This is a genomic window from Pseudomonas sp. DD1 (genome assembly GCF_044510355.1).
In the GTDB taxonomy this organism is placed as follows: Bacteria; Pseudomonadota; Gammaproteobacteria; order Pseudomonadales; family Pseudomonadaceae; genus Aquipseudomonas; species Aquipseudomonas shahriarae.
On the sequence record NZ_MSAJ01000016.1, the window covers coordinates 1 to 20,729 of the forward strand.

The window sequence follows — 20,729 nt, forward strand, 5'->3', positions numbered from 1 at the left end:
GGGTTGGGGACATGGGGTTCTCGCTGCGGGAACACGGTCTGGAAAACAACGACTATCCAATGTGGGAGCGGGCTTGCTCGCGAATGCGGTGGGTCAGCCAAAGCATCTGGTGACTGATCCATTGCATTCGCGAGCAAGCCCGCTCCCACATTTTGTCCTGCGGTGTTACTAAAGACTGATTACAGGTCGCCGTAGCCCAGGGAGCGCAGTGCACGCTCATCATCGGACCAGCCACCCTTAACCTTCACCCACAGGTTAAGCATGATCTTGGAATCGAACAGCAATTCCATGTCCTTGCGCGCCTCGGTGCCGATGCGCTTGATGCGCTCGCCCTTGTCGCCAATGATGATTTTCTTCTGGCCGTCACGTTCGACGAGGATCAGCGCATGGATATGCAGGGTCTTGCCCTGCTGCTTGAACTCTTCGATTTCCACGGTGATCTGGTACGGCAGCTCGGCGCCCATCTGGCGCATGATTTTTTCGCGTACCAGTTCAGCGGCGAGGAAGCGGCTGCTGCGGTCGGTAATCTGGTCTTCCGGGAAGAAGTGCTCGTTCTCCGGCAGGTAGCCGGCGATCACCCGCTCCAGGGCTTCGAGGTTGTGCCCGTGCTGGGCCGAGATCGGCATAATCTGGGCGTTCGGCAGTTGTTCCTGCAACCAGCTCAGGTGCGGCATCAGCTCGGCTTTGTCTTCGATGCGGTCGGTCTTGTTCAGCGCGACGATCAAAGGGCCGGTGACGTACTGCACACGCTCGAGGACCATCTGGTCTTCATCGGTCCACTTGGTGCGGTCAACCACGAAGATCACCACGTCGACGTCTTTCAACGCCGCCGAAGCGGTCTTGTTCATGTAGCGGTTCAGGGCTTTCTCGCCACCTTTGTGCATGCCTGGGGTATCGACATAGACCGCTTGCACGTTGCCTTCGGTCTTGATGCCTAGCATGTTGTGGCGGGTGGTCTGCGGCTTGCGCGAGGTGATCGCCAGCTTCTGCCCGAGGATGTGGTTGAGCAGCGTGGACTTGCCCACGTTGGGACGGCCGACGATGGCAACATAGCCACAGCGTGTTGCGGTTGAATCAGTCATGGCCATTCTCCACGCCCAGGGCAATCAGTGCTGCAGCGGCCGCTACCTGTTCGGCAATACGACGGCTCACACCCTGACCTCGGCTTTTTTCGTTCAATAAGGTGACTTCGCATTCGACGAAGAACACACGGCAATGCGGCTCACCCTGGATATCCACCACTTCGTAGCGTGGCAGTTCGCAGCCGCGCGACTGCAAAAATTCCTGCAGGCGGGTCTTGGGATCCTTGTTGGTATCCACCAGGGTCAGGCTGTCGATTTCCGACGCCAGCCAGGCCATGACCCGCTCCTTGGCCACTTCCATCCCGGCATCGAGATAGATCGCGCCGATCAGGGCTTCCAGGGCATCGGCCAGGATCGACTCGCGACGGAAACCGCCGCTTTTCAACTCGCCGGACCCCAGGCGCAGGTACTCGCCCAGGTCAAAACCACGGGCCAGTACGGCCAGGGTCTCGCCTTTCACCAGGCGCGCGCGCAGGCGCGACAGCTGGCCTTCACGGGCCAGAGGGAAGCGGTTGAACAAGGCTTCGCCAGCGGCGAAGTTGAGAATGGCATCACCGAGGAATTCCAGGCGTTCATTGTTGCGCCCGGCAAAACTGCGATGTGTGAGGGCAAGGACCATCAATTCCTGGTCCTTGAAGGTGTAGCCGAGCTGACGCTCAAGACGACTCAAAGAAACGCTCACGGTTTACCTACTTTCAGTACGTGGCGGCAAAGGCCATCGACGATTAACGCTGTGTTCAAATTCAAATCCTGGCAATGCTGCGTATCGCTCGAGGCCGGACCAATGTCCAAGCCCCAGAAAAGCATTCGGCGCTGTGTTCACAGCGCCGCATGGATTACTTGATCAGCCCCACCCGCGAGAAGTTCGGCAGGTGGCTGAGTTTGGGTTCGGGCCAGCTCATCCAGACCGCGAAGGCCTTGCCGACGATATTCTGGTCCGGAACCATGCCCAGCAGCTCCTTGGGAATACTTGGATCATCCCAGTAGCGGCTGTCGTTGGAGTTGTCGCGGTTGTCGCCCATCATGAAGTAGTGCCCGGCAGGCACGGTCCACTGGTTGTCGGGCGGCGAACGGTAGCGGCTCATTTCCTTGCGGATCTGGTGCTCTACCGCCCCGAGTTTTTCCTCGTACAGCTCGGCGCTGCCCAGGGTATTCGGCTCGGCACCGATGAGTTTCTCAGCCACCGACTCGCCATTGACGAACAGGCGTTTGTCGCTGGTGTAGCGAATCACGTCACCCGGCAGGCCGACCACACGCTTGATGTAGTTGACGTTCGGGTCGCTTGGGTAGCGGAACACCATCACATCGCCGCGCTGCGGATCACCCACCTCGATGATTTTCTTGTCGATCACCGGCAAGCGGATCCCGTAGGAAAACTTGTTCACCAGGATAAAGTCGCCCACATCCAGGGTTGGCTTCATCGAACCCGAAGGAATCTGGAACGGCTCTACCAGAAACGAGCGCAGCACCAGCACGATGAACAACACCGGGAAGAACGACTTGCCGTATTCAACCAGCAGGGGCTCTTTGTTCAGCTTCTCGATCACCACGCCATCGGGCTGGCTGACGCTGCCCTGATAGGACGCGATGGCCGCCCGGCGACGCGGGGCGAAGAACAGCAGATCGAGCAGCGCCAGGAAGCCACAGACGGCAACGGCGATGACCAGCAACAGCGGGAAATTTAGTGACATAGGACCTAACTATCCAACCTGAGCACCGCAAGGAAGGCTTCTTGTGGAATTTCCACGTTACCCACTTGCTTCATGCGTTTTTTACCGGCCTTTTGCTTCTCAAGCAGCTTGCGCTTACGGCTGACGTCGCCGCCATAGCATTTGGCCAGTACGTTCTTTCTGAGAGCCTTGACGGAGGTCCGCGCAATGATCTGCCCGCCAATGGCGGCCTGGATCGCAACGTCGAACATCTGGCGCGGAATCAGTTCCTTCATCTTCTCGGTCAACTGGCGACCTTTGTAGTGCGCATTATCCTTGTGCACGATCAGCGCCAGGGCATCGACCTTGTCGCCGTTGATCAGCACATCGAGCTTCACCAGATTGGCCGATTGATAACGGTCGAAATGGTAATCCAGCGAAGCATAGCCGCGACTGGTGGATTTGAGACGGTCAAAGAAGTCCAGGACCACTTCGTTCATCGGCAAATCGTAGGTCACTTGGACCTGGGTACCGAGGAACAGCATGTCGTGCTGCACGCCACGCTTTTCGATACACAGGGTAATGACGTTGCCCAGGTGTTCCTGCGGCACAAGAATATTGGCGCGCACGATCGGTTCGCGCATGTCTTCGATCGACGACAGATCCGGCAGCTTGGACGGGTTGTCGACGTAAATCGTTTCACCGGTTTTCAGCGCCAGCTCAAAAATAACGGTTGGCGCGGTGGTGATCAGGTCCAGGTCGTACTCGCGCTCCAGGCGCTCCTGGATGATTTCCATGTGCAGCATGCCCAGGAACCCGCAGCGGAAGCCGAAGCCCAGGGCGTCGGAGCTTTCCGGGGTGTACTGCAACGACGAGTCGTTGAGGGTCAGCTTTTGCAGGGCTTCGCGGAAATCCTCGAAGTCATCGGAGCTGACCGGGAACAGGCCGGCGTAGACCTGGGGCTGGATGCGCTTGAAGCCTGGCAGCACGTCGACATCAGGCGTCGAGCTCAAGGTCAGGGTGTCACCGACCGGCGCACCGTGGATGTCCTTGATACCGGCGATGATGAAGCCTACTTCACCGGCTTTCAGATCAGTGGTAGCGGTGTGCTTGGGGTTGAATACACCGACGCTGTCCACCAGGTGGATCTTGCCGGTGGACTTGACCAGAATCTTGTCGCCCTTCTTCACCCGGCCATGGCGCACGCGTACCAGGGACACAACGCCCAGGTAGTTGTCGAACCAGGAGTCGATGATCAACGCTTGCAGCGGATCTTCGTAGTTACCGGTTGGCGCAGGAATGGTCTTGACCAGGCGCTCGAGCACTTCGTCGACACCCAGGCCGGTCTTGGCGCTGCACTCGACAGCGTCGGTGGCGTCAATGCCGATGATTTTTTCGATTTCTTCCTTCACACGGTCCGGATCGGCCTGTGGCAGGTCGATCTTGTTCAGCACCGGCATGACTTCCAGGCCCTGCTCGATCGCGGTGTAGCAGTTGGCCACGGACTGGGCTTCAACGCCCTGCCCCGCGTCCACTACCAACAGCGCGCCTTCGCAGGCGGCCAGGGAACGGCTGACTTCGTAGGTGAAGTCGACGTGGCCCGGGGTGTCAATGAAGTTCAGCTGGTACTTGATACCGTCTTTGGCGGTGTAGTACAGGGTAACGCTGTGGGCCTTGATGGTGATCCCGCGCTCGCGTTCGAGGTCCATGGAGTCCAGGACCTGGGCTTCCATTTCACGCTCGGCAAGGCCGCCGCACATCTGGATGAATCGATCGGCCAGCGTCGACTTACCATGGTCAATGTGGGCGATGATGGAGAAATTGCGGATATGACTCAAATCACTCACGGATCAACACTCAAAAAGGCTGCAGGCAGATTGCCCGCTGAAAAATAGCCGGGAATTGTACCTGATGCTCAGGCCAGACGTCATCTTTGACGACCAATAACAAAAATGCCCCGTTCTTGCGAATGGGGCATTTTTTGTTCAACAACCGCGGATCAACCGGCCCGCCGCAGCAGCCAGAACCCGGCCAGGGCACAGATACCGGTCGGCACCAGCACCGCAAACAGCGGCGAGAAGCCGAATACCAGGCTCGACGGCCCCAGCAGGTCCTGGGCAATGCGGAAGGTGAAACCGACCAATACCCCGGTAAATACCCGCTGGCCCAGGGTTACCGAGCGCAACGGGCCGAAAATAAACGAAATCGCCATCAGCACCAGGGCAGCCGTCACCACCGGCTGCAACACCTTGACCCAAAATGCCAGCCAGTAGCGGCCGTTGTTCAGGCCCTGGTCCTTGAGGTAGTGGATGTAGCTCCACAAACCGGAGATCGGCAGGCTTTCCGGGATCATCACCACGGTATTGAGCAGTTCCGGCTTGAGGGCGATGTCCCAGGTCTGTGTCGGCTCGTTGATCACCTCGGTGCTGGCCTCGGTGCCTTTGCCGGGGTTGCGGAAATGGGTGGTGGTGACATCGCTCAGCACCCACTGGTTGTCATTGAACTGTGCCCGTTTGGCAAAGCTCGACGACAGCATGTGGCGCTCTTCATCAAAGCGATAGCGGGTCACCCCCACCAGCAGGCCACCGGGTTGCACGGCGTTGATGTGGATAAATTCATCGCCCTGGCGGTGCCACAGGCCCCGCTTGGAGCTCTGCGCATCGCCCGAGCCCTGGGCCAGCGCACGGTTGGCCTGGGCGGTGGTTTCCGCCGGTGGCGCCACGTATTCGCCGATCAGCACGCTGGCGGCCATCAGCAGCAGCATGGGTTTCATCACCGCCCAGACGATACGGGCAATGGACACCCCGGCGGCGCGCATGATGGTCAGCTCGCTGTTGCTGGCCAGGCTGCCCAGGCCGATCAGGCAGCCGATCAGTGCGGCCATCGGCATCATGTCGTAGAGCCGGCGCGGGGCGGTCAGCGCCACATAGCTCAGTACGTCAGTGACCGTGTAGGTATCGGTGACGTTGCCCACTTCATCAATGAAGGCAAACAACGACGCCAGGCCGAGGATGATGCCCAATACCGCCAGGATGGCGACCAGTACGCTGCTACCGATGTAGCGATCCAACTTACCCACGAGCCATCTCCTTCATGCCGCGACGGCTCTGCATTTTCAAACGAATCGGTTCCCAATACAGCAGGCCCAGGCCAATCACCAGGAAGATGCCGTGGACCCACCACAGCCCCAGGGTCGGCGACAGCTTGCCCTTCTCCAGGGAGCCACGGGCGGAAATCAGGATGGTCAGGTAGGCCATGTACAGCAGGATCGCCGGCAGCAGCTTGAGGAAGCGGCCCTGGCGCGGGTTAACCCGGGACAGCGGCACCGCCATCAAGGTGACGATAAACACCAGCAGTGGCAGGGAAATACGCCATTGCAGCTCGGCAATCGAACGCAGTTCCTTGCTGCCGATCAGGGCTGAGGTCGGGATGGCATCGCGGTCAGTGACCTCGTTGCTCACATCCGGCCGGGCCAGCATGACCCCGTAGGTCTCGTACTTGATGGCGCGGTAGTCGGCCTGGCCGGGGCTGCCGTCGTAGCGATAGCCGTTTTCCAGGATCAGGTAGCGGCTGCCGTCCGGACGCACTTCCTGGCGCCCACTATCGGCCACCAGTACGGAAATGCCTCGGTCCTTCTTGTCCTGGCCCAGGCGCTTCTCGGAGATGAACACACCGCCGAGGTTGGCCCGATCGTCGGTCATGCGCTCGGTGTAGGTTACGCGGGTGCCGTCGTTGAGCGCCTGGAAGCGCCCCGGTTCGAGGGTGTCGAACTCGGTCATCGCGTCCTGTTTGTTGAGCACCAGCTGAAATTGCATGGCGCCCTGGGGCGCCAGGCTCAGGCTCAGCCAGGCCACCACCAGCGCTACGCCGGTGGCCGGAACCATGGTCATGGCCAGCAGACGCTGCTGGCTCATGCCGGTGGCCGACAGCACGGTCATCTCGCTTTCGAGGTAGAGCCGGCCATAGGCCAGCAGGATCCCGAGAAACAGGCCCAGGGGCAGGATCAGCTGCAAGAAGCCAGGCAGGCGGAACCCCATGATCAGGAACAACGAGCCCGGATCCAGGGCACCCGAGGCGGCCTGGGCCAGGTATTTGACGAAACGACCACTCATGATGATGACCAGCAGTACCGCACTCACGGCACTCAGGGTCAGCAGAACTTCGCGGGACAGATAACGGAAGACGATCAAACCAGACACTCCAGGGTTGTCAGGCTAAGGCGGCCAAACAAGCAAGCATATCAAGTCGCCCCGTTGACACGGGCCGGCGAAAAAGATGGCGCATTATCCTGTGATTGTCCGCGCCTGTCACGGAGCTTGCTCACACCCATGCACAAAGCTGGCGTCAAGGGTTGTCAGGCTCGGGCGACGCGGTACAAACTGCGGGCTTTGTCGCGGCCGTCTACAGGCGGCCCAGCCCACAGGCCGGAGTACAGACTCCAGGCTCTTTGACCTTATATAAGGGACCCGAACATGGAATTGGTTGTAAAAAGCGTTAGCCCCGAAACGTTGAAGACCGCCACCCTCGTGGTCGCCATCGGCGAAGGCCGCAAGCTCGGCGCGGCCGCCAAACAAGTCGATGAACTGAGCGGTGGCGCCATCAGCGCGGTGCTCAAGCGTGGCGACCTGGCCGGCAAAGTCGGGCAAAGCCTGCTGTTGCAAGGCCTGCCGAACCTCAAAGCCGACCGCGTGTTACTGGTGGGTGTGGGCAAGGATGCCGAACTGGGCGACCGCCCGTTCCGCAAGATCATCAGCGCCATCCTCAACACCCTCAAGGGCCTGGGCGGCAGCGATGCGGCACTGGCGCTGGACGAAATCGTGGTCAAGGGCCGCGACAGCTACGGCAAGACCCGCCTGTTGGCCGAAACCCTGCTGGACGGTGGTTACACGTTCGAACAGTTCAAGAGCCAGAAAGCCGAACCCCGCGCCCTGAAGAAAATCACCCTGCTGACCATCAAGGCCGCCCAGGCTGAAGTACAGCGCGCCACCACCCACGCCCAGGCCATCGCTGCGGGCATGGCGTTCACCCGCGACCTGGGCAATATGCCACCAAACATCTGCCACCCGACCTACCTCGGTGAACAGGCCAAGGCCTTGGGCAAAGAATTCAAGGGCCTGAAAGTCGAAGTCCTCGACGAGAAGAAGATCAAAGAACTGGGCATGGGCTCGTTCTATGCCGTGGGCCAGGGCAGCGACCAGCCGCCCCGCCTGATCGTCATGCAATACAACGGCGGCAAGAAGGCCGACAAACCGTTCGCCCTGGTCGGTAAAGGCATCACCTTCGACACCGGCGGCATCAGCCTCAAGCCGGGTGCCGGCATGGACGAGATGAAGTACGACATGGGCGGCGCCGCCAGTGTGTTCGGTACCCTGCGCGCCGTGCTGGAGCTCAAGCTGCCGATCAACCTGGTGTGCATCCTGGCCTGTGCCGAAAACATGCCGAGCGGCGGTGCTGCCCGCCCAGGCGATATCGTGACCACCATGAGCGGCCAGACCGTGGAAATCCTCAACACCGACGCCGAAGGCCGCCTGGTGCTGTGCGATGCCCTGACCTACGCCGAGCGCTTCAAGCCCCAGGCAGTGATTGATATCGCCACCCTGACCGGCGCCTGCATCGTCGCCCTCGGTTCCCACACCTCGGGCCTGCTGGGCAACAACGACGAGTTGGTCGAGCAATTGCTCAGCGCCGGCAAGGCGGCCGACGACCGCGCCTGGCAGTTGCCCCTGTTCGATGAGTACCAGGAGCAACTGGACAGCCCGTTCGCCGACATCGCCAACATTGGCGGGCCAAAGGCCGGCACCATCACGGCGGCGTGCTTCCTGTCGCGTTTTGCCAAGAACTTCAACTGGGCCCACCTGGATATCGCCGGCACCGCCTGGACCAGCGGTGGCAAGGACAAAGGCGCTACCGGCCGTCCGGTGCCGTTGCTGACCCAGTACCTGCTGGATCGCGCCAAAGCCTAAACGCAACTCTGTAGGAGCCGATTTACAGGCTCCTACAGGTTTTTGCGTGCCTGCCTGGAAATGTAATGACCCAAGTCGACTTCTATATATTGCCCAGCGCCGATCCGTCGGCTCGCCTGGACTTTGCCTGCAAACTCACGGAAAAGGCCTGGCGCATGGGCCACCGCATCTACCTGCACTGCAGCGATGCCGCCCAGCGCGACGACCTCGATGCCCGCCTGTGGCGCTTCAAGGGCGAGAGCTTTGTGCCCCACGGCCCCGCAGAATCGGAGCCGGACAGCCAGGTGGTGCTGGGTGTGGGCGACAGTTGTGGCGATCACCATGACCTGCTGGTCAACCTGGACCTGAAAGTGCCAGCCTTCGCCAAGGGGTTTGCCCGGGTCGCGGAAGTGGTGGTGGAAGATCCGGCTATTCGTCAGGCCGCGCGTGAGAGTTTCCGTTTCTACCGCGAACAGGGCTATTCTCTGCAAGATCACCGATTACAGCGACTCTGAGCACATGATGGACACTTCAAACCCGCTAAAACCGTCTGACCACCTGCTGGACGACCTCGAGTCGATCCGCCAGTTGCTGGGTGATGACAACCTGCAACCGCCGCTGCTGACCGATACTGTCGCAGAAGAGGTACAGATCCCCCTGCTGTTCGATACGGTCGGCGCCAAGCCAGCCGCCGCCGCGCCGGTCGAGCCGCCCGTCGTCCAGGCAGCACCCGCCGCCGAAAAAGCCCCCGATGCCCTGTTGTTGCACCTGGACAACGAACTGCGCGCCGCTGCGCAATTGATCATGCAGGACGTGATCGACGACTTTGCCCCGCATATCGAAACCGAGATCAAGCGCCGGATGGATGCGCGGATGGAGCGGTTGCTCAGCCAGTACCAGTCCTAAGCCACATAGATATCCCCTGTAGGAACGGGTTTGCCCGCGTAGGCGGTGGATCAGTCGATTTGTCGATGACTGACACACCGCTATCGCGGGCAAGCCCGTTCCCACATTTGACCCGCGCCAGCCTTAGCCCCTCTCTTCGTCTCGCCCTCTCCCCTATCCCTCGTTATACTTGCCGGCTTTCCTGAATAAATGCCAACTAGGGTCCCGCCGCGCATGGATAAGACCTACCAGCCGCACGCTATTGAAACTTCCTGGTACCAGACCTGGGAGTCCGAGAACTATTTCGCTCCGCAAGGTGCGGGCGAGTCCTACACCATCATGATTCCGCCGCCGAACGTCACTGGCAGCCTGCACATGGGCCATGGCTTCAACAATGCGATCATGGATGCGTTGATCCGTTTCCGCCGTATGCAGGGCCGCAACACCCTGTGGCAGCCAGGCACCGACCACGCGGGTATCGCCACCCAGATGCTGGTGGAGCGCCAACTGGAAGCCACTGGCCAAAACCGTCACGACCTGGGGCGCGAGAAGTTCCTGGAGAAGATCTGGGAATGGAAAGACCATTCCGGCGGCAATATCAGCCGTCAGATCCGTCGTCTCGGCTCGTCGGTGGATTGGAGCCGCGAGCGCTTCACCATGGACGATGGCCTGTCGGAATCGGTCAAGGAAGCCTTCGTGCGCCTGCATGAAGATGGCCTGATCTACCGTGGCAAGCGCCTGGTCAACTGGGACACCAAGCTGCACACAGCGATTTCCGACCTTGAAGTGGAAAACCACGACGAGAAGGGTTTCCTGTGGAACCTCAAATACCCGCTGGCCGACGGCGCCAAGACCGCCGAAGGCAACGACTACCTGATCGTCGCTACCACCCGTCCGGAAACCATGCTCGGCGACGCTGCCGTAGCGGTTAACCCGAACGACGAGCGTTACCAGGCACTGATCGGCAAGTTCGTCGAGCTGCCGCTGGTAGGCCGCCGCATCCCGATCATCGCGGACGACTACTGCGACCCTGAATTCGGCACCGGCTGCGTGAAAATCACCCCGGCCCACGATTTCAATGACTATGAAGTCGGCAAGCGCCATAACCTGCCGCTGCTGAATATCTTCGATAAGAACGCTGCCGTACTGCCCGCCTGCCAGGTGTTCAACCTCGACGGCACGCTGAACGACAGCATCGACGGCAGGATCCCGGCTGAGTTCGCCGGTCTCGACCGTTTCGAAGCACGTAAGCAGATCGTTGCCGCATTCGATGCCGCCGGCCTCTTGGTCAGCGTGGACGACCACGCCCTGAAAGTGCCAAAAGGCGACCGCTCCGGCACCGTGATCGAGCCGTGGCTGACCGACCAGTGGTATGTGTCGACCAAACCGTTGGCCGAGCCGGCGATTGCTGCCGTGGAAGATGGCCGTATCCAGTTCGTGCCCAAACAGTACGAAAACATGTACTTCTCGTGGATGCGTGACATCCAGGATTGGTGCATCAGCCGTCAATTGTGGTGGGGCCACCGCATTCCGGCCTGGTACGACGAGTCTGGCAAAGTCTATGTCGGCCGCGATGAAGCCGAAGTGCGCGCCAAGCACAACCTCGGCCCGGACGTGGCGCTGCAGCAGGACAACGACGTACTGGACACCTGGTTCAGTGCCGGCCTGTGGACCTTCTCGACCCTGGGCTGGCCGCAGCAGACCGAGTTCCTGAAAAAGTTCCACTCCACCGACGTGCTGGTGACCGGCTTCGATATCATTTTCTTCTGGGTTGCCCGGATGATCATGCTCACCATGCACTTGGTGAAGAATGAAGACGGCACCCCGCAGGTACCGTTCAAGACCGTATACGTACACGGCCTGGTACGTGATGGCCAGGGCCAGAAGATGTCCAAGTCCAAGGGCAACGTCCTGGACCCGCTGGATATCATCGACGGTATCGACCTGGAAACCCTGGTGCAGAAACGCACTTCGGGCATGATGCAGCCAAAACTGGCGAAAAAGATCGAGAAGCAGACCCGCGACGAGTTCGCCGACGGTATCGCCAGCTACGGCACCGATGCCCTGCGCTTCACCTTCTGCTCGCTGGCATCCACCGGTCGCGACATCAAGTTCGACATGGGTCGCGTCGAAGGCTATCGCAACTTCTGCAACAAGATCTGGAACGCAGCGCGCTACGTGCTGGACAAGGGCGAAGACTGCGGCCAGAACGGCGAAGCCTATGAGCTGTCCCTGGCTGATCGCTGGATCATCTCGCAGCTGCAGCGCACCGAAGCCGAAGTGACCCGCCAACTCGACCAGTTCCGTTTCGACCTGGCCGCCCAGGCCTTGTACGAGTTCATCTGGAACCAGTATTGCGACTGGTACCTGGAACTCTCCAAGCCGGTGCTGTGGGACGAGAACGCGCCGGTCGAGCGCCAGCGCGGTACCCGTCGCACCCTGGTGCGCGTGCTGGAAGTGGCATTGCGCCTGGCGCATCCGTTCATGCCGTTCATCACCGAAGAAATCTGGCAGCGCCTGGCGCCGCTGGCCGGTATCGAAGGCAAGACCATCATGCTGCAACCTTGGCCAGTGGCCAATGAAGCACGCATCGACGAGGCTGCCGAAAGCGATATCGAATGGCTCAAGACCCTGATGCTCGGCACGCGCAATATCCGCGCCGAGATGAACATCGGCCCCGGCAAGCCTTTGGCGGTGTTCGTGAAGAACGCCAGTGCCGAGGACCAGCGCCGTCTCACCGAGAATGACGCCCTGCTCAAGAAGCTGGCGAAGCTGGAGTCGATCACCGTATTGGCTGACGGCGCCGAAGCACCGCTGTCTGCCACCGCACTGGTCGGCGAGATGGAAGTGCTGGTGCCAATGGCCGGCCTGATCGACAAAGGTGCCGAGCTGGCGCGCCTGGACAAGGAAATCCTGCGCCTGCAGGGCGAAGTGCAGCGCGTGGGCGGCAAGCTGTCCAATGCAGCCTTCGTGGACAAGGCCCCGGCCGAAGTCATCGACAAGGAACGCGCCAAGCTGGCCGAGGCCGAACAGGCGTTGGGCAAGCTGGCGGAGCAACATGCGCGGATTTCCAGCCTGTAAGAGGCAACCCGCGTAAAAAAAGAGACCTTCGGGTCTCTTTTTTTTGGCCCTGGAAAACACCCCGCTTCCCACATTTGCCCGGGGCGGGCTCAGGATGTGTGACAATGGCCGCCACTTTGAGCCAACACCAGAATCATCATGACCGCCCCCAGCACACCCAAACCGCCCCGCAAGAAGCCGAAAACCGCCGCCACAGCCAAGCCCGTGGTGCCACGCAAAGAGGCCACTCTGCATCCGCGCAACCGCCACCAGGGCCGTTACGACTTCCCGGCGCTGATCAAGACCACGCCGGAACTGGCCCAGTACGTGATCCTCAACCCCTACGGCAAGGAAAGCATCGACTTCGCCAGCCCGGACGCGGTGCGGGTGTTCAACCGGGCGCTGCTCAAGGCGTTCTATGGCGTGCAGCACTGGGATATCCCGGCTGACTACCTGTGCCCACCGGTGCCAGGGCGTGCCGACTACGTGCACTTCCTCGCCGACCTGCTGGCCAGTGTCAACGACGGCAAGATCCCCCGGGGCTCGATCGTCAAGGTGCTGGATATCGGCATGGGCGCCAACTGCGTCTACCCGCTGATCGGCTACATGGATTACCGCTGGAATTTCCTCGGCTCCGAGATTGACCCTACCGCCGTGGCGGCCGCCAAGGCCATCGTGCAGTCCAACGACCTGAGCAAGGTCATCCAACTGCGCCTGCAAACCAACCCGAAACATATTCTGCTGGGGCTGCTGGAGCCGGGTGAGCGTTTTGACCTGACCATGTGCAACCCGCCGTTCCATGCCTCCATGGACGAAGCGACCAAAGGCAGCGAGCGGAAGTGGCGCGCCCTGGGCAAGGCCGACCCCAAGCGCAAGTTGCCGGTACTGAACTTCGGCGGCCAGTCGGCAGAGCTATGGTGTGAGGGCGGCGAAGCGCGGTTTGTCACGCAATTGATCGCCGAAAGCGCGCATTTCGCCCATAAAGTGCTGTGGTTCAGCACCCTGGTGTCAAAAGCCTCCAACCTGCCTGCCATCGAGACCGCGCTGAAAAAAGCCGGTGCCCTGGAAAGCCAGGTAGTGGAGATGTCCCAGGGCCAGAAACAGAGCCGTTTTGTGGCCTGGACCTTCCAGACCAAGAACGAGCAGCAGATCTGGCGCCAGCGCTGGGTGCGCTAGAGGTAAATCGCAGGCAACAAAAAACCGTGCCCGGATCGCTCCGGTGCACGGTTTTTTTTTGCTGCGTCTTACTTGTTGATCGAGTCGGTCAGGCCTTTGGCCACAACCAGCTTGATCACTTTCTTCGCAGCGATTTCGATGGCAGCGCCAGTCGAAGGGTTACGGCCGGTACGGGCTGGACGCTCGGTCACTTTCAGCTTGCCAACACCTGGCAGAGTGATTTCGCCGCCGTTGTCCAGCTGGTCACCAACGATCTGAGCCAGTTGCTCCAGTACGGCACGTACTTGAACCTTGGTGGTATCAGTGGATTCGGCGATATCAGCGATCAGTTGGTCTTTAGTCAAAGCCATTGTGGTGTTCCTTCCCTATCAAATTCATTTGGATTGCAGAGTGCAGTGTCAGCCATCGAGCCCGACCGTCATGGCCTGGCACCCCTGGCCATAACCGCGAGAGATCGGGGTTATAGATGCCTGAAACGGGGTTTGGTTCGACCTGACAAATGCTGAATGCACGCTTAACGCCGATACATCGCGTAAGACCGGGCAAAACTAGCACAGAGACGGGGAAATATCCGCTTCTACCTACCCATTTGGTCAGCTTTATCGCTCTAAACCGTGAAAAAAAGGCATATGACCCGTCAGAGGCCTCCCGAAACCGCTTCAAACGACGCCGCGACCAACGGGTGCGGTACACTGGCGACTTTTTCCGGGAGGCCAACCGCTCCCGCTCAACCAGCCGAGAAGCCCATGCCGATCCGTCATTGCATCGTCCACCTGATCGACAAAAAACCCGACGGCACGCCCGCAGTTCTCCACGCCCGTGACTCCGAATTGGCCGAGTCCGCCGCCATCGAGAACATGCTCGCCGACCTCAACGAGAGCTATAACGCCAAACAAGGCAAGGCCTGGGGTTTCTTCCATGCCGAGTCCGGCGCGCACCCGTTCAGTGGCTGGTTGAAGGAATACTTCGAAGGCGGCAAGGATTTCACCGCCTTCAGCCGGATTGCCGTGGAGCATCTGCAAAAACTGATGGAGGAGTCCAACCTCTCCGTCGGCGGCCACGTGTTGTTTGCCCACTATCAACAGGGCATGACCGACTACCTGGCCATCGCCCTGCTGCACCACAGCGAAGGCGTGGCGGTGACCGACGAGCTGGACGTGACGCCCTCGCGCCACCTGGACCTGGGCCAGTTGCACCTGGCGGCACGCATCAACGTGTCCGAATGGCAGAACAACAAGCAGTCCAAACAGTACATCTCGTTTATCAAGGGCAAGAACGGCAAGAAGGTCTCGGAGTACTTCCGCGACTTTATCGGCTGCCAGGAAGGTGTCGACGGCCCGGGCGAGACCCGCACCCTGCTCAAGGCCTTCAGTGACTTCGTCGAAAGCGAAGACCTGCCGGACGAGTCCGCCCGCGAGAAAACCAAGACCCTGGTGGATTACGCCAGCAGCCAGGCCAAGCTCGGCGAGCCGATGGGCCTGGAAGAACTGTCGGGCCTGATTGATGAAGATCGGCCAAAGGCCTTCTACGACCATATCCGCAACAAGGATTACGGCCTGTCGCCGGAAATCCCGGCGGATAAACGCACCCTCAACCAGTTCCGCCGCTTCACCGGGCGCGCCGAGGGCCTGTCGATCAGCTTTGAAGCGCACCTGCTGGGCGACAAGATCGAGTATGACGAAGCCGCCGGCACCCTGATCATCAAGGGCTTGCCGACCCAACTGACCGACCAGCTTAAGCGCCGTAACTGATGCTCGGCGGGGTACTGAAGAAAGTCCTGCTGGTGTTGCTGGTGGTGGTGGCGATCCAGAACTGGGGCAAGATCGAGCGACTGTTCAATCCGTCGCAGGTCGTCCCGGAGCAGGTACGCGCCACTGCCCGGGTCACGCTGTACAGCACCGAGTGGTGCGGGTACTGCAAGCAGACCCAGCGGTTCCTCGATCAGAAGGGTATCCCCTACAAGACCGTGGACATCGAGAAGGATGCCCAGGGACGCAAGGCTTATGAGGCCCTGGGAGGCGGCGGGATTCCATTTGTGGACGTGAATGGCACGCAGATCCGCGACTACAACCCGGATGCCATCCTGTCCGCCCTGAACCTGTAGGCGCGAGCAAGCCCTAATACCGACCCGTTAAGCGAACGCAATGCTCAACGCAGCGAAGACCAAATGTGGGAGCGGGCTTGCTCGCGAAGACGTCGGCCTAGCAAACATTGATGTTGACTGACCAGCAAGCCCGCTCCCACAGGGGATCTACGCCTGACTGAACGGCATTCGAGCAAACCCGCGCCTACGGCCGTTTGATTAACGGATTAAGAAGCCCAGGCGCGGAAAGTGCACATGCACGGTGCCGCCACGCTCATCCTCGCGGCGCAGGATCAACTCTTCGCGACCGGCAAACACCAACTCCCCCGCCACCGGGTCGACGCCATAGTCGGTCGCGGCGATGGTCACTTGCTGGCCGACCTTGAACCCGTTGGGATCTTCAAACACTTCATCCGGCAACGCCGCAGGCGCGCTATCGCGGGCGATTTCCAGGGCCTGCCCGGCATTCATCTCGCTGGCGGTGCCATGCCCGAAGCCCAGCACCCGAGCAAGCCAGGCGCTGGCAGCCGGATAGTTATCCACAAGCGGCGAGGTCACTGATGAGCCTTTGAGGAACCACAACGGATGGGCCATGGCGAAGTCGGCAATCGACGGTTCGCCAAACAGGAAATCCCCTGACTGACGCTGCAACTGTTGCTCAAGCCGCACAATGATTGCCGGCCACTGGTGCCGCGCCACCTCCAGCGGCATGCGGGCGGCGCTACCGTCGCCGAACATCTTGCTACGGTCGGCGACCAGCACCTGCAGCAACTGCGGTGGCACCTTGGCAAATTTAACGGCCAGGGATTCGGGTTGGAACACCAGGGCCACGGCATGGGAAAACACCACTGAATCGGCCCAGGCGGCAAAACTTTGGCTGAGCAGTTCCTGGCCTTCGGGAAACAGCGGCGGCGTGGCCTTTTCCTGTTCCAGGCGGCGGGCGATCAGCGCGGTGTCGCAATAAATATCCGCGCCCACCTGCAGCACCGGGGTTTTGCGGTAACCGCCGGTCAGGGCCGTCAGGTCCGGCTTGGGCATCACCGGGGGAATGATCACCGAATGCCAGGACAGCCCTTTGAAGCCCAGGAGCAGGCGGGCTTTTTCCGCGAAAGGGGATTGGGGGTAGTGGTGCAGGATCAACTCAGACATGCCGGACTCCGCCAGATGAAGGAGCGGCCAGATTATCGCGCAAAACCCCGGCGGCCTAGCCATTGGCCTGATGGGAACTGATCAGTCAGATTGATAAGCCCGGGCCAGACACTCCTTGGCGCTTTTCTTGAGCTTCTTTATCAGGCGTTCCTGGCGCAGGGCTTCGCCCTTGCTCGCGCAAGCCTCGGTGTACACCAGCGCCACCGCCGGGCTGGACAGAAAAAACCGCGCGCCCTTGCCGCTCTGGTGCATCGTAAAGCGGCGCAGCGGATCGTTGCTGATCCCGCAATAGAGCGCGCCATTGGCCGCCCGGACCAGGTAGACAAACCAGGGTTTGGGCGCGACAGGTTCAGGTGGGCTGTTCACAAAAGGTTCTGGCAAACGAAAAGAGCGCCAATCTTATCAACGACTGGCCTGGAACGCCTTCAACCCTTTCAACGCCTGGCCGCGCACCGCGTTGCGCACCAGCGGCGTCCAGCCCAGCAGCAGGCCCTTGGCGCCCAGGGCCTGACGCGACCAGCGCCACAGGTCGAAATGGTCGTGGTGCTCGCAGATCTTGCCGTCGCGAAACACAAAGCGCGCCTGGATATCGTTGACCACCGTGCGGCCGGTCTGGCTGAACAGGTAGGTCGCCACCCAGTGAGCACTGCCTTTGTTGTCGTCACTGTGTACCTGGTCGAAGGTCAGGGAAAAGTCCTTGGCCCGGGTGGTGAGCATGCGCCACATGTCGCCGGCATCGCGCCCGCGCAATTCGCCGAACGCCGGGTCGCTGAACAGCACATCCTCGGTGTAGCAGGCACTCATGGCCTCGGCATCCAGGCGCTGGAAGGCGCCATAGAATTCGTTGATCAGGGCGTTATGGGCGTCGCTCATGGGCAGCATCCGGCAAAGGGTTGAAAGTCACTTACGATAGTGTGCATGGGCCTGCAACACCATCGGCATTGATCTGCGGAATACCTAGGGCACCATCCCGCAGCTGCGAGCATAGGCGAACAGATCCACGTCGGTGGAAATACACAGGCGGTTCATGGCCGTGCTTTTCTGTTTGCTGATGGTGGAAATGCTGCGATTGACCCGCGCGGCGATCTGACTGACCGTCATGCCACTGGCGAGCATGCGCACCACTTCGCGCTCCTTGCCGGACAACTGCGGCTGTTGCGACTGGTCGCCCGTACCCGCCTCCACCAACTGCACCCGCAGGCATTCGCTGACAAAGGTCTGGCCGGCGTGCACGGTCTTGATAGCCAGGGGCAACTCCTTGGCCGAGGCACTTTTGGCGACGATCGCCTGTGCGCCGTGGGCAAAGGAGGCGCGCAAGGTGGCGACGTTGGCAAACATGGTCACCAGAATCACCGGCAACCTCGGGTACTGGCGGTGCAACAGGCTCAGCAGGCCATAGCCGTCAGCCTGCTGGCCGCCCGGCATAGCGAAGTCGGTCACCAGTACGTCGCAGGGCGTGGTTTCCAGCAACCGCAGCAGTTTATCGGGGCCATCGGCCTCCCCCACGACTTTGCACCGGCCATTCGCCTCGATTACCACTCTCTGCCCGATACGCACAATGGGATGATCGTCAGCAATAATTACGCGAAGCATAAATACCCACGGATGATGGCAACTTGAATCCGCGCAAAATACCTGCGCCGGTCCCCTTCAACAACTGCCTGAGCTCCCGGTTTTTTCATCACGATCAATGTTTGGTAGCCAGCTCGGCAACACCTACAAAATAAAAAGAAAACGCCTACACCAAAAACTTTCAACACAGACTTCCATTTACCTACAAATCGACAAAGGCATCACAGCGAGCCCAAGTAAGTGAGGTAGGTATGCAAGTCAGCCTGGAACGCTTCCAACTGCGGCGCGCTCAATGCTATGCCCTGGGCATGGACGCGCTCGATCAGGCGCATGCCTCGCAACTCCAGGTCCGCCACCCCGAGGAAGGCCAGGCTCCCCACCAGGCGATGCAAGCGCTCGGCGGTCAACGGCGCATTCAGAGTCCGGCGCGCATGAGCCAGGCCGACACTGTCCTCGCGGGCTTCGCAAAGCAGGCTGGCGAGCATCTGGTCCACTACAAGAGCATCGCCAAAGGTTTCAATCAGGCCGGCACGGGTCGGCCAGAGTGCCGAAACGGGCACCGGCGCCTGCACATCGGCCGGGCCTGGCAGCCACAATGCCAATACGCTACGCAATTGCTCGAGGGACAACGGCTTGAGCAACCAGGCATCCATGCCTGCATCGCGGCAACGCTGGGGGTCGTCATGCACCAGGTTACCGGTCAAGGCAATGATCGGTACCCGCCTCTGGGCGTTAGCGTGTTCACGCAGACGGATTGCACGGCTCATGGTGTAGCCGTCCATATGCGGCATCTGACAATCACTGATCACCAGATCGAATCGTCGTTCGGTAAGGGCTGCCAGCCCGTGCTGCCCGTCGCCGACCAATTGATGGCCCAGCCCGAGCTGTTTGAGGAACCACCCCATTAAGATGCGGTAGGCGGAGTGGTCTTCCACCACCAGTACCTTGAGGTGCTGCCAGTGCACAGGCGGTGTAGGCGAAGGTGTCGGTTCACGGGAAAGCACTGCGTTGGAAAATACGCCAGTCTCCATGGTCACCTCATGATTGCGATGGGTCCTGCAACGCCCAGCGCTCGTAGTAGGCCGGCAACGCTGACGCAACAGCCAGGGGACGTGCGAACACTTCACACGACTGCTATCGCACTACAAAAGTAGCCTTATGAAGGCGGTCATGACGATGCAAAAACTACGAAAAAACCAACTTTCCTACAAAACAAATTAACTTATTCCGACACGCTCCAAACTGATTTCCCTCTCCCGCCGATTGTCGTAATAGTTGTATTTCCCCTGCCCAGTCTCCCCGCTAAATTGCGCCTACCCCGAGAAGAGGGAGCTCAGGCGCCGCCCCGCAGCAGCCCTGAAACCCATAAGCAAAGCCGCCTTGTAAGCCACCCTTCACAAAGGGCAGGTATTGCCGTGTGCGCCTTATCAGCCGAACCTGCACTGGAACAACCTGAACATGAACAAGTCGTTAAACCTGGTGGGCACCGCCCTGTTGCTCGCCAGTGCCTCGTCGGCCTTTGCCGCCAGCACCGTGGACCTTACGGTCAAAGGGCTTATCACCCCAAGCGCCTGCACCCTCACCGTGCCGGGCGCTATCGACTTCGGGAAAATCTCGGCCAAAGACCTGAACCCGGACACACAAACACGAATTGAAGACAAGACCCTGCAACTGACTGTGAATTGCGAGGCCATGACGCTGTTTGCGATCAACCCTGTCGATAATCGGGCAGGTACATCGCACGGCACCAATGCCTCAGGCTATGGCCTGGGGCTGATCAATGGCACGGAAAAACTCGGGATGTATGTAGTGATCGTGCGTAACCCCGTCGCCGACATCCCATCGCAAATGCTGCAATTTCGCGATGGCACATGGCGCATGCAGTGGGACGACGACTATGTCGCGCCCAACCGGTTGATTGCATTCGGCAGCTTTGTCCCTGATGTCGGTTACTTGCCGCACCCCCTCGAAACCGCATCCGTGGAGATCGTGCTCAATACCTGGATTGCCCCGGCAAACACGCTGACCCTGACCGATGAGGTGGCGCTGGACGGTTCGGCAACCCTGGAAGTGAAGTACCTCTAAACCGGTCGACGCTGCTTGGACCACTCCAGATAAAGGGCCCTATGTC

At 60.3% G+C, this 20,729-nt stretch carries 20 protein-coding genes; 8 read left to right on the top strand and 12 right to left on the bottom strand.

The features are described 5' to 3' along the window. Positions 1–179 precede the first annotated feature (179 nt). The 6 genes from era to lptF form a co-directional block, all read right to left on the bottom strand. On the bottom strand, positions 180–1,082 hold the full coding sequence (era, locus tag PSFL_RS12705; protein ID WP_029297473.1) for a GTPase Era: 903 nt from the start codon (positions 1,080–1,082) through the stop codon (positions 180–182). Beyond that, positions 1,075–1,764, bottom strand: a complete 690-nt coding sequence (gene rnc, locus PSFL_RS12710; protein ID WP_029297476.1) for a ribonuclease III — start codon at positions 1,762–1,764, stop codon at positions 1,075–1,077. The genes era and rnc overlap by 8 nt, the downstream gene beginning before the upstream one ends. Before the next feature lie 154 nt (positions 1,765–1,918). Further along, entirely contained in the window at positions 1,919–2,773 is an 855-nt protein-coding gene (gene lepB / locus PSFL_RS12715; protein WP_057438278.1) for a signal peptidase I, read from the bottom strand. 5 nt (positions 2,774–2,778) lie between these two features. After that, complete coding sequence (gene lepA, locus PSFL_RS12720) at positions 2,779–4,578, bottom strand: translation elongation factor 4 (protein ID WP_003210439.1); 1,800 nt, start codon at positions 4,576–4,578, stop codon at positions 2,779–2,781. A gap of 152 nt (positions 4,579–4,730) precedes the next feature. Beyond that, positions 4,731–5,810: an LPS export ABC transporter permease LptG gene (lptG, locus tag PSFL_RS12725; RefSeq protein WP_115128928.1), complete on the bottom strand. Its 1,080-nt coding sequence runs from the start codon at positions 5,808–5,810 to the stop codon at positions 4,731–4,733. Continuing rightward, positions 5,803–6,921, bottom strand: a complete 1,119-nt coding sequence (gene lptF, locus PSFL_RS12730; RefSeq protein WP_057438274.1) for an LPS export ABC transporter permease LptF — start codon at positions 6,919–6,921, stop codon at positions 5,803–5,805. Before lptF ends, lptG begins: the two co-directional genes overlap by 8 nt. A gap of 282 nt (positions 6,922–7,203) precedes the next feature. Between lptF and PSFL_RS12735 the strand changes: the two genes are divergently transcribed. The 5 genes from PSFL_RS12735 (at position 7,204) to rlmF (ending at position 13,794) form a co-directional block, all read left to right on the top strand. Then, positions 7,204–8,694 carry a leucyl aminopeptidase gene (locus tag PSFL_RS12735; protein WP_057438272.1) on the top strand — a complete coding sequence of 497 codons (1,491 nt, stop codon included), beginning with the start codon at positions 7,204–7,206 and terminating at the stop codon, positions 8,692–8,694. Between the two features lie 65 nt (positions 8,695–8,759). After that, positions 8,760–9,188: a DNA polymerase III subunit chi gene (locus PSFL_RS12740; protein ID WP_057438270.1), complete on the top strand. Its 429-nt coding sequence runs from the start codon at positions 8,760–8,762 to the stop codon at positions 9,186–9,188. Positions 9,189–9,195: 7 nt separating this feature from the next. Then, positions 9,196–9,579, top strand: a complete 384-nt coding sequence (locus tag PSFL_RS12745) for a hypothetical protein (RefSeq protein WP_057958551.1) — start codon at positions 9,196–9,198, stop codon at positions 9,577–9,579. 213 nt (positions 9,580–9,792) lie between these two features. Next, the gene (locus PSFL_RS12750) at positions 9,793–12,639 is read left to right on the top strand and encodes a valine--tRNA ligase (RefSeq protein WP_397470136.1); all 2,847 of its coding nucleotides are present in this window, start codon (positions 9,793–9,795) and stop codon (positions 12,637–12,639) included. A gap of 138 nt (positions 12,640–12,777) precedes the next feature. Further along, positions 12,778–13,794, top strand: coding sequence for a 23S rRNA (adenine(1618)-N(6))-methyltransferase RlmF (gene rlmF, locus PSFL_RS12755; RefSeq protein ID WP_057958549.1), 1,017 nt, complete (start codon positions 12,778–12,780; stop codon positions 13,792–13,794). 68 nt (positions 13,795–13,862) lie between these two features. Here the strand turns inward: rlmF and PSFL_RS12760 are convergent, their stop codons facing one another. After that, positions 13,863–14,144, bottom strand: coding sequence for an HU family DNA-binding protein (locus tag PSFL_RS12760; RefSeq protein ID WP_038443110.1), 282 nt, complete (start codon positions 14,142–14,144; stop codon positions 13,863–13,865). Positions 14,145–14,540: 396 nt separating this feature from the next. Here PSFL_RS12760 and yejK point away from each other — a divergent pair, with 396 nt between their 5' ends. Together yejK and PSFL_RS12770 are read left to right on the top strand one after the other, a co-directional pair. Then, positions 14,541–15,545 (top strand): nucleoid-associated protein YejK, encoded by a 1,005-nt coding sequence (gene yejK / locus PSFL_RS12765; protein ID WP_038443112.1) that lies wholly within the window; start codon positions 14,541–14,543, stop codon positions 15,543–15,545. Beyond that, positions 15,545–15,898: a glutaredoxin family protein gene (locus tag PSFL_RS12770; RefSeq protein WP_057438267.1), complete on the top strand. Its 354-nt coding sequence runs from the start codon at positions 15,545–15,547 to the stop codon at positions 15,896–15,898. The genes yejK and PSFL_RS12770 overlap by 1 nt, the downstream gene beginning before the upstream one ends. Positions 15,899–16,096: 198 nt before the next feature. Here PSFL_RS12770 and PSFL_RS12775 read toward each other — a convergent pair whose 3' ends face one another. From PSFL_RS12775 to PSFL_RS12795, 5 genes are all read right to left on the bottom strand, one after another. After that, complete coding sequence (locus PSFL_RS12775; protein WP_397470137.1) at positions 16,097–17,026, bottom strand: glutathione S-transferase family protein; 930 nt, start codon at positions 17,024–17,026, stop codon at positions 16,097–16,099. Positions 17,027–17,107: 81 nt separating this feature from the next. Beyond that, positions 17,108–17,392 carry a GIY-YIG nuclease family protein gene (locus PSFL_RS12780; protein ID WP_397470138.1) on the bottom strand — a complete coding sequence of 95 codons (285 nt, stop codon included), beginning with the start codon at positions 17,390–17,392 and terminating at the stop codon, positions 17,108–17,110. A gap of 36 nt (positions 17,393–17,428) precedes the next feature. Further along, complete coding sequence (locus PSFL_RS12785) at positions 17,429–17,899, bottom strand: nuclear transport factor 2 family protein (RefSeq protein WP_120734108.1); 471 nt, start codon at positions 17,897–17,899, stop codon at positions 17,429–17,431. Between the two features lie 84 nt (positions 17,900–17,983). Then, positions 17,984–18,619, bottom strand: coding sequence for a response regulator (locus PSFL_RS12790; RefSeq protein ID WP_397470139.1), 636 nt, complete (start codon positions 18,617–18,619; stop codon positions 17,984–17,986). Positions 18,620–18,819: 200 nt separating this feature from the next. Further along, positions 18,820–19,629 (bottom strand): response regulator, encoded by an 810-nt coding sequence (locus PSFL_RS12795; protein WP_397470140.1) that lies wholly within the window; start codon positions 19,627–19,629, stop codon positions 18,820–18,822. Positions 19,630–20,056: 427 nt separating this feature from the next. Between PSFL_RS12795 and PSFL_RS12800 the strand changes: the two genes are divergently transcribed. After that, the gene (locus PSFL_RS12800; protein WP_057438259.1) at positions 20,057–20,683 is read left to right on the top strand and encodes a DUF1120 domain-containing protein; all 627 of its coding nucleotides are present in this window, start codon (positions 20,057–20,059) and stop codon (positions 20,681–20,683) included. Positions 20,684–20,729: the final 46 nt, after the last annotated feature.